9 protein-coding genes, 1 tRNA gene and 1 pseudogene are annotated in these 9,194 nt (G+C 71.3%); 3 read left to right on the top strand and 8 right to left on the bottom strand.

Translation table 11 applies throughout. The annotated features are described in order from the left end of the window. Positions 1 to 111: 111 nt before the first annotated feature. The 5 genes from rplA to ACZ60X_RS29865 form a co-directional block, all read right to left on the bottom strand. A complete protein-coding gene (rplA, locus tag ACZ60X_RS29845; protein ID WP_469604883.1) occupies positions 112 to 837 on the bottom strand; it encodes a 50S ribosomal protein L1 in 726 nt (241 codons plus the stop codon). A 101-nt stretch (positions 838 to 938) separates the two neighbouring features. Continuing rightward, entirely contained in the window at positions 939 to 1,373 is a 435-nt protein-coding gene (rplK, locus tag ACZ60X_RS29850; protein ID WP_037858373.1) for a 50S ribosomal protein L11, read from the bottom strand. Between the two features lie 170 nt (positions 1,374 to 1,543). After that, a complete protein-coding gene (gene nusG, locus ACZ60X_RS29855) occupies positions 1,544 to 2,404 on the bottom strand; it encodes a transcription termination/antitermination protein NusG (protein WP_469604886.1) in 861 nt (286 codons plus the stop codon). Positions 2,405 to 2,484: 80 nt separating this feature from the next. Continuing rightward, positions 2,485 to 2,772, bottom strand: a complete 288-nt coding sequence (gene secE, locus ACZ60X_RS29860; protein WP_071385039.1) for a preprotein translocase subunit SecE — start codon at positions 2,770 to 2,772, stop codon at positions 2,485 to 2,487. A 108-nt stretch (positions 2,773 to 2,880) separates the two neighbouring features. Further along, positions 2,881 to 2,953 (bottom strand) — tRNA-Trp (locus tag ACZ60X_RS29865). A gap of 270 nt (positions 2,954 to 3,223) precedes the next feature. On the opposite strand from ACZ60X_RS29865, the gene ACZ60X_RS29870 reads away from it, so the two are divergent. Then, entirely contained in the window at positions 3,224 to 4,450 is a 1,227-nt protein-coding gene (locus ACZ60X_RS29870; RefSeq protein WP_469604889.1) for a pyridoxal phosphate-dependent aminotransferase, read from the top strand. A 134-nt stretch (positions 4,451 to 4,584) separates the two neighbouring features. Then, the gene (locus ACZ60X_RS29875) at positions 4,585 to 5,625 is read left to right on the top strand and encodes an adenosine deaminase (protein ID WP_469604892.1); all 1,041 of its coding nucleotides are present in this window, start codon (positions 4,585 to 4,587) and stop codon (positions 5,623 to 5,625) included. A gap of 65 nt (positions 5,626 to 5,690) precedes the next feature. Here the strand turns inward: ACZ60X_RS29875 and ACZ60X_RS29880 are convergent, their stop codons facing one another. After that, the gene (locus ACZ60X_RS29880) at positions 5,691 to 6,302 is read right to left on the bottom strand and encodes a TetR/AcrR family transcriptional regulator (RefSeq protein WP_469604895.1); all 612 of its coding nucleotides are present in this window, start codon (positions 6,300 to 6,302) and stop codon (positions 5,691 to 5,693) included. A 104-nt stretch (positions 6,303 to 6,406) separates the two neighbouring features. Here ACZ60X_RS29880 and ACZ60X_RS29885 point away from each other — a divergent pair, with 104 nt between their 5' ends. After that, positions 6,407 to 7,039 carry an NAD(P)-dependent oxidoreductase gene (locus ACZ60X_RS29885; RefSeq protein ID WP_469604898.1) on the top strand — a complete coding sequence of 211 codons (633 nt, stop codon included), beginning with the start codon at positions 6,407 to 6,409 and terminating at the stop codon, positions 7,037 to 7,039. Positions 7,040 to 7,224: 185 nt separating this feature from the next. Here ACZ60X_RS29885 and ACZ60X_RS29890 read toward each other — a convergent pair whose 3' ends face one another. Together ACZ60X_RS29890 and ACZ60X_RS29895 are read right to left on the bottom strand one after the other, a co-directional pair. Continuing rightward, positions 7,225 to 8,301, bottom strand: a complete 1,077-nt coding sequence (locus tag ACZ60X_RS29890) for a UDP-N-acetylmuramate dehydrogenase (protein ID WP_469604900.1) — start codon at positions 8,299 to 8,301, stop codon at positions 7,225 to 7,227. Between the two features lie 798 nt (positions 8,302 to 9,099). Continuing rightward, positions 9,100 to 9,194, bottom strand: a pseudogene (locus ACZ60X_RS29895) (dehydratase); the annotation flags it as partial.

Genomic DNA, 9,194 nt, shown 5'->3' on the forward strand with positions numbered 1-9,194 from the left:
AGTCACGGACAAGGCCGTACACAGAAAGGACGGACCCCGCACCGTGAAGGTTGCGGGGTCCGCCCTCTGTTCGACGCGTCCGTGACGCGGCTACCGGGCTGAGCGGGAGACTCAGACGGCGGCCGGGTCCTCCTCGACGAGGAGGTTGCGGGTGCGGTTCGGGTCGACCGGGATGCCGGGGCCCATGGTGGTGCTGACCGCGGCCTTCTTGAGGTAGCGGCCCTTGGCGGCGGACGGCTTCAGACGGAGGATCTCCTCCAGCGCGGCGCCGTAGTTCTCCACCAGCTTGGCGTCGTCGAAGGACGCCTTGCCGATGATGAAGTGCAGGTTCGAGTGCTTGTCGACGCGGAACTCGATCTTGCCGCCCTTGATGTCGGTGACGGCCTTGGCGGTGTCGGGGGTGACGGTGCCGGTCTTCGGGTTCGGCATCAGACCACGCGGGCCGAGGACGCGGCCGAGGCGGCCGACCTTGCCCATGAGGTCCGGGGTGGCGACGACGGCGTCGAAGTCCAGACGGCCCTTCGCCACCTCGTCGATCAGCTCGTCGGCGCCGACGATGTCGGCGCCCGCGGCACGCGCGGCCTCGGCACGGTCACCGGTCGCGAAGACCAGGACCCGGGCGGTCTTACCGGTGCCGTGCGGAAGGTTCACGGTGCCACGGACCATCTGGTCGGCCTTGCGCGGGTCGACACCCAGACGGAAGGCGACCTCGACGGTGGCGTCGAACTTGGTCGTGGAGGTCTCCTTGGCGAGACGGACGGCCTCGAGCGGGGCGTACAGCTTCTCCCGGTCGACCTTGGCGTCCGCAGCGCGGAGAGCCTTGCTGCGCTTGCTCACAACTTGCTCCTGTGTGTTCTGAAAGGAGTCGTGGTCCCTGGGCCGAGCAGGCCCTGCCACGTGCGACCGGTCACGGCCGCATGACTGCTGGGTGGGTGAGGTCAGCCCTCGACCGTGATGCCCATGGAACGGGCGGTGCCGGCGATGATCTTCGACGCGGCGTCCAGGTCGTTGGCGTTGAGGTCGGGGAGCTTCGTCTGGGCGATCTCGCGGACCTGCGCCTCGGTGATCTTGGCGACCTTGGTCTTGTGCGGCTCGCCGGAGCCCTTCTCGACACCAGCGGCCTTGAGGATCATCTTCGCGGCCGGCGGCGTCTTGGTGACGAAGGTGAAGGAGCGGTCCTCGTAGACCGTGATCTCCACCGGGATCACCCAGCCACGCTGCGACTCGGTCGCGGCGTTGTACGCCTTGCAGAACTCCATGATGTTGACGCCGTGCTGACCGAGCGCGGGGCCGACCGGCGGGGCCGGGTTCGCCGCACCGGCGTTGATCTGGAGCTTGATGAGCCCCGTGACCTTCTTCTTCTTGGGAGGCATTGCTCTCCGGGTCCTTTCATTCGGGTCCATGCCCGCGCGCGGAGCGAATCCTGACGCAGGCATACCGCACAACGATAGCGGGTATGGATGCACGGCTTAAAACCGAGCAGGTCAGACGGGGCTGAGGCAGCCCGCCTGACCTGTTTCGGAAGCGGTGGTTCCAGAAGGAGCTAGTTCTTCTGGATCTGGTCGAAGGACAGCTCGACCGGGGTCTCGCGACCGAAGATCTCCACCAGACCCTTGACCTTCTTGGAGTCGGGGTTGATCTCGTTGATGGTCGCCTGGAGCGTGGCGAACGGGCCGTCGGTGACGGTGACCGAGTCGCCGACCTCGAAGTCGAGCACCTGGACCTCGACCTTGCGCTGCGGGGCGGGCTTGCCCTCGGCCTCGGCGGCCTCGCGGGCGGCCTTCTCCTCGGCCTCCGGAGCGAGCATCTTGACGATCTCGTCCAGGGTCAGCGGGTACGGGTCGTAGGCGTTGCCGACGAAGCCGGTGACACCCGGGGTGTTGCGGACGACGCCCCAGGACTCGTTGGTCAGGTCCATGCGGACCAGGACGTAACCCGGCAGCTTGTTCTGCTTGATCGTCTTGCGGTCGCCGTTCTTGATCTGGACGACCTCTTCCTGCGGCACCTCGGCCTGGAAGATGTAGTCCTCGACGTTCAGCGAGACGGCGCGCTGCTCCAGGTTGGTCTTCACGCGGTTCTCGTAACCGGCGTAGGTGTGGATGACGTACCACTCGCCGGGCAGGGTGCGCAGTTCCTCGCGCAGGGCCTGGACGGGGTCGACCGGCGCGGCCGGCTCTTCCTCGGCGGCCTCGGCGACGGGCTCTTCGCCGCCCTCGGCCTCCTCGCCGTCCTCGTCCTCGACGTGCAGCGCGCTCTCCTCGGCCGGCTCGCCCGCCTCGGCGTCGGCAGCCTCGACCTCGTCCAGGTCCTCGTCCGCACCCTCGACGATGTCGAGCTCGTCGTCCACGGACTCGACGTCCTGGCCGTGGGGCTCGATGGCGTCGTTCAGGTTCTGGTCAGACACGGTGGCTGCTTCTTCCTGGATACATAGGGGTGGAACATGCGAAAACGGGCGCCGGTACCACGGCGCCCTTCGCTGTTGGCTCAGCCGAAGACGTACTTGGCCGCGTGGTTGAGCCCATAGTCAATCACGGTCACCAGAGCGATCATGATGGCGACGAAGAAGATCACCACGGTGGTGTACGACGTCAGCTGGTTGCGAGTCGGCCAGACGACCTTGCGGAGTTCCGCGATGATCTGGCGGTAGAAGGTGGCGAGGCGCTTCAGCGGGCCCTTCTTGGCGCGCTTGCCGCCCTTGCGGGCCTTCTTCTTGGACTCGGACACCTCGTCCTGGGCGTCAGGCGTGTCGATGGAGCCCACGGCGTCCGTCATGCATCCTCACCTGGTCCCGGGTCCTGGCCGTGCCGCGCCCGGTTTCTGGAGCCGCACGGCGGTGCATTGCTGTACGTACATGCGCACACATCCTGGCGGTGTGTGTAGCAGGGCCGGAGGGACTTGAACCCCCAACCGCCGGTTTTGGAGACCGGTGCTCTACCAATTGAGCTACGACCCTTTGTGTGTCCCCCAACGTACCGCATCCGGCCGGGTGCGGGGTGTGCACCGGTGGCGGCGGCTGCTGAAGGCCAACGAGGTGTGAGTGTACGTGGTCCGCGGCCCGGCGTCGAACAGAAAGCGCCCGTCCGGGGTGGGACGACCGAAGATCGTCCTGGCCGGAGGGCGGACGGGACCCGGATTCGGACCCGTGTTCACGTGCCGACCCCTGGCTGTTCAGTCTGTGAAACCCGCGTGCCGGGGACATTTCCGGTCTGGAACGATGGGCCGCATGAGCGCTGCAACCCCACCCACCGAGCGCCGGGTCTCCGCCCGAGTCGGCGCGATCTCCGAGTCCGCCACCCTCGCCGTGGACGCCAAGGCCAAGGCCCTGAAGGCCGCCGGGCGTCCGGTGATCGGCTTCGGCGCCGGCGAGCCCGACTTCCCGACCCCGGACTACATCGTCGAGGCGGCCGTCGAGGCCTGCAAGAACCCCAAGTACCACCGCTACACGCCGGCGGGCGGCCTGCCCGAGCTGAAGGCCGCCATCGCCGCGAAGACGCTGCGCGACTCCGGCTGGGAGCCCGACGTCTCGCAGATCCTCGTCACCAACGGCGGCAAGCAGGCCATCTACGAGGCCTTCGCGGCGATCCTCGACCCGGGCGACGAGGTCATCGTCCCGGCGCCGTACTGGACGACGTACCCCGAGTCGATCCGCCTCGCGGGCGGTGTCCCGGTGGAGGTCGTCGCCGACGAGACCACCGGCTACCGCGTCAGCGTGGAGCAGCTGGAGGCGGCGCGCACGGAGAAGACCAAGGTCGTCCTCTTCGTCTCCCCGTCCAACCCGACCGGCGCGGTGTACTCCGAGGCCGAGACCGAGGCGATCGGCCGCTGGGCCGTGGAGCACGGCCTGTGGGTGCTGACCGACGAGATCTACGAGCACCTCGTCTACGGCGACGCGGCCGCCGTGTCCCTGCCGGCGCTGCTGCCCGAGCTGCGCGACAAGTGCGTGGTGGTCAACGGTGTCGCGAAGACGTACGCCATGACCGGCTGGCGCGTGGGCTGGGTCATCGGCCCGAAGGACGTCGTCAAGGCCGCGACGAACCTCCAGTCGCACGCCACCTCCAACGTCTCCAACGTGGCCCAGGTCGCCGCGCTCGAGGCCGTCTCCGGGGACCTGACGGCCGTCGAGAAGATGCGCGAGGCCTTCGACCGCCGCCGCAGGACGATCGTGCGGATGCTCAACGAGATCGACGGCGTGGTCTGCCCGGAGCCGGAGGGCGCCTTCTACGCCTACCCGTCGGTGAAGGCCCTGCTCGGCAAGGAGATCCGCGGCAAGCGTCCGCAGGACACCGTCGAGCTGGCCGCGCTGATCCTGGAGGAGGCCGAGGTCGCGGTCGTCCCGGGCGAGGCCTTCGGCACGCCGGGCTACCTGCGGCTGTCGTACGCGCTCGGCGACGAGGACCTCGTCGAGGGCGTGAGCCGGATCCAGAAGCTGCTGGCGGAGGCCCGGGACTAGGTCCCGTCTTTGCGTTCCACGCGCGCGTGCGGGCCGTCTTCCCTGCGGGGAGGCGGCCCGCTCCTGTGTGCGAGCAAGACCACGAACGGGGAAACGGCTACCGGTGGGACGGCCGCGTACGGCAGGATCCTGGGATGGAGCGTGTACGTGACCTCTCTGAGCTGCCGAAAGCCCATCTGCACCTGCACTTCACCGGCTCGATGCGACCGGGCACCGTGCTGGAACTGGCCGACAAGTACGGCGTACGGCTGCCCGACGCCCTGACGGACGCGCTGACGAGCGGCGAGCCGCCGAGGCTGCGGGCCACGGACGAGCGGGGCTGGTTCCGCTTCCAGCGGCTGTACGACGCGGCGCGCTCCTGCCTGCGCGCGCCGGAGGACATCCAGCGGCTGGTCAGAGAGGCGGCCGAGGAGGACCTGCGGGACGGCTCGGGCTGGCTGGAGATCCAGGTGGACCCGACGTCGTACGCACCCCGGCTGGGGGGTCTGATCCCGACCCTGGAGATCATCCTGGACGCCGTGGACACCACCGCCCGCGAGACCGGGCTCGGCATGCGCGTCCTGGTCGCCGCCAACCGGATGAAGCACCCGCTGGACGCGCGCACCCTGGCCCGGCTGGCGGTGCGGTACGCGGATCGGGGGGTGGTGGGCTTCGGGCTGTCCAACGACGAACGGCGCGGCATGGCGCGGGACTTCGACCGGGCCTTCCACATCGCGCGCACGGGCGGCCTACTGTCGGCCCCGCACGGCGGTGAGCTGACCGGTCCGGCGTCGGTGCGCGACTGCCTGGACGACCTGCACGCCCACCGGATCGGGCACGGGGTGCGCGCGGCGGAGGACCCGCGGCTGCTGAAGCGGCTGGCGGACCGGCAGGTGACCTGCGAGGTCTGCCCGGCGTCCAACGTGGCGCTCGGCGTGTACGAGAAGCCCGAGGACGTGCCGCTGCGCACGCTCTTCGAGGCGGGCGTCCCGATGGCGCTCGGCGCCGACGACCCGCTGCTGTTCGGCTCCCGGCTGGCGGCCCAGTACGAGATCGCCCGGCACACGCACGGCTTCACGGACGCCGAACTCGCGGAGCTGGCACGGCAGTCGGTACGCGGCTCGGCCGCCCCGGAGGACGTCAGGACACGGCTGCTGGCCGGCGTGGACGACTGGCTCGCCCGCCCGGCCACCTGACAGGCCCTCCCGGAGGCGCGGGGGCCCGGCGAACCGGCCGTGTTCCCGGCGTGGCCCGTGGTCGCTCATCCGGAGGCCGGCGCGACGGCGATGCCGCCCAGCAGGGTCCGCGCGAGCCGCGCGGCGAAGTCGTCGACCGGGGGCCGCTCCCCCGTGACGGTCGCGTCGTAGGCGAACGCCCGCTGGGCGCAGGCCCCCAGCAGCAGCGAGGCGGCCGCGAAGGTGTCGGTGTCGCCGCGGACCCGGCCCGCGGCCTGTTCGGCGCGCAGATAGGCGGCCAGGTCCTCGATGGGCCGGTGCGGGCCGGAGCCCAGCTCGCGCAGGACCTCGAAGTGGCGCTCCCTGAGCTGGGGCTCGGCGTACAGGGAGGCGGCGATCGGGAAGCTCTGCTCGTAGAAGAGGGCGGCCTGGCGCGCGATCTCGGTGAGGTTGCCCTCCAGGGTGCCCTGTCCCGGTTCGGCGGCCAGGCTGCCGAGCAGCGGCGTGAGGCGGGGCAGCCGCTCTCTGAGCACGCGCACGAACAGCTCTTCCTTGCTGTCGAAGTACTTGTAGAGGGCCGCTTCCGAGCAGTCGGCCGCGCGCGCGATCTCCTTGGTGGTGGCGCGGGCGAGTCCGACGGTGAGCATCAGCTCGTGTGCGGCGTCCAGGATGCGCACGCGCGCCGGCTTGGGCTCCATGGGGCGTCCTATCGGGCTTGACGAGTGGGTGAGTGCTTACTCACTCTAGAGGGACACAGAGGTGAGTGAACACTCACCCACCCATCCCGAGTACGGGAGCACTCATGAACCTCACCGTTTTCGGCGCCACCGGCGGCATCGGCCGGGAGCTCGTCCGGCAGGCGCTCGACGCCGGCCATCGCGTCACCGCCGTCGTCCGTGATCCTGCCCGGCTGGCCGTCACGGGCGGCGCGCTGGAGGTGTTCCAGGCCGACCTGGGCGACCCCGAGCGGCTGCGTGCCGCCGTCGCGGGCCGGGACGCGGTCCTGTCCGGCCTGGGCGCGCGCAGCCGCAAGGACGCCGGGGTCGCCGCGCGGCTGACCCGCACGGTCCTGCGCGCCATGGAGGCGGAGGGGGTACGGCGGCTGCTGGTGGTCAGCGCCGGCCCGGTCGGCCCCGCGCCCGTGGACGACGGCGTCCTGGACCGCGCCGTGCGGGGCCTGGTGAGGGCCGCCCTGAAGGACGTCTACGCCGACCTCACCGCGATGGAGGCCGAGCTGGCCCGCAGCGGCACGGACTGGACGTCGGTACGGCCCCCGCGCCTGCAGGACAAGCCGCTCACCGGCCGCTACCGCACCGCCGTCGGCGGCTTCCCGCGAGGCGGCCGCTTCATCGCGCGCGCGGACGTGGCGCACGCGATGCTGTCGATGATCCGCGACGAAGGGACGGTGAAGCAGGGCGTCGGCGTGGCCTACTAGTGCCCCGGCAGGCAACGCTTACCCGTCAAGGAGCGGCGTCCGGTGCGTGCTGTCGGCGTGCCGGCCGGAAGTCCTCGTACTGGGCGTACCTGGGCTATCGGCCGGTGCGGCGAGTAGGGGCACCTCCCGCGCGGCGGGGGAGCGTGCCGGGCGTCGCGACGCGGCGAACGTCGCCTGCCCGGGCACTAGGCCCCTGCGCCGGAGCCATCGAGGCTGACGCCCACGGTGACCGGTTCGTTGACCAGGGTGATCCCGAAGGCCTCCCGGACACCGCCGACGACCTCGCGGGCCAGCGCCAGCAGGTCCTCGGTGGTGGCGTCGCCGCGGTTGGTGAGGGCGAGGGTGTGCTTGGTGGAGATGCGGGCGGCCCCGGTGCCGTAGCCCTTGGTGAAGCCGGCCTTGTCGATCAGCCAGGCAGCGGAGGTCTTCGTACGGCCCTCACCCGCGGGGTACGCGGGCGGCTCGGCGCCCTGCCCCAACCGCTCGCGCACGCGCGCGTGGAAGGCGGAGAACTGCTCGTCGGTGAGGATGGGGTTGGTGAAGAAGGACCCGGCCGACCAGGTGTCGTGGTCCTCAGGATCGAGGACCATGCCCTTGCCGGCCCGCAGCTTCAGCACGGTCTCGCGGGCATCGGCCAGCGGGACCCGGTCCCCGGGCCCGACACCGAGCGCGCGGGCGGCCTCGGCGTACTTCACCGGCGCCGACAGCCCGTCGGCGTCCTCCAGCCCGAAGCGGACGCGCAGCACGACATAGCGCGCGGGGTCGGCCTTGAAACGGCTGTGGCGGTACGAGAAGGCGCACTCCTCGTTCGTCAGCGCGACCGTCTCGCCGGCGCGCCGGTCGTAGGCGATCACCTCGGTGATGGTGGAGGAGACCTCCTGGCCGTAGGCACCGACGTTCTGGATCGGGGTGGCTCCGGCGGAGCCCGGGATGCCGGCCAGGCACTCGATCCCGGCGAGCCCGGCCTCGACGGTGCGGGCCACGGCGTCCGTCCACACCTCACCGGCGGCCAGCTCCAGCGTCGTACCGCGCAGCTCGGCACCGCGCGTGGCGATGCGCAGGGCGGTGCCGTCGAAGCCCTTGTCTCCGATGACCAGGTTCGACCCACCACCGATGACCAGCAGCGGAGTCCCGCTGTCGTCGGCCTCGCGGACGACGTCGATCACCTCGGCATCGGTCTCGGCGGTCACCAGCCGCGTCGCGGGACCACCCAGGCGGAACGTGGTCAGCGGGGCAAGGGGGGCGTCGTGGAGTACCTGCACGGGCCCAAGACTACGAGACGCCCCGGACAGCCCGGCACGGGCCGCGGGAAGCTCACCGGCCACCCACGCCCTACGTCACGTCGGCAGCGAGAGCCCGCCCGGTTCGGCCCGGGGCCCCGCGGTGCGGTCCGCACGCCGTTCACATGGCGCCCTCCGGGCCGACGGCTCGGCGGCCGTGCCCCGAGAGCGGCGCCGTAGGCACCGCGCGCGTGGCGGCCCCGAACCCATACCTCAGGGGTACGGACGAGAGAGGCGGAGACGTATGCGTCGGCGTCCCGCGGAGGCATGGTCCCCGCGGTCGACTCGGTCGGCGTGGCCCGGGGAGACACGGGCAGCGCGGGCTCCTCAGGCGTGCGGTCCCGGGTCGGGGGGCGGGGGCTTCCAGAAAGGCGGCTGCCGGGACCTGGCCGGACGCCCGCTCCTCGTCGTCCGCATCGCCCGGAACAGCCCGGCGCGCCGGGATCACCAGAGCCGCCGGCGCGGCGGCCGCGACCACCGCCGAGCCGGTGACCAGGGCGGCCGCGGGCCGTCCACGAAGCTCTGGGCGCTCTGGTAGCCGCCCCGCGCGGAGGAGACCGACGACATCACGGCGATGCCCGGCGCGCCACCCACCTCACGCAGCCGAGTCCGACCGCCTGGAGGAACAGTCCGGCGGCGACGACCGGTCGGCCGCCGACGCGTGCCGGGACACCCGGATGCAGGTGAGGGGCGCCCCACCAAAGAGGGCGCCCCTTACCGCAGCGGTCCAGTGCCGGTGTGCCGGTTGCCCCAGCACCGCACGCGATTTTCTCGCCGCCGTCAGGCCAGTCGTACGAGCGCCCGGGACATGCCGAGCACCTTCTGGCCGCCGCTGGTCGCCGTCAGGTCCACGCGGACGGTGTTGCCGTCCAGCT

The organism is Streptomyces sp. NPDC104106, assembly GCF_055584345.1.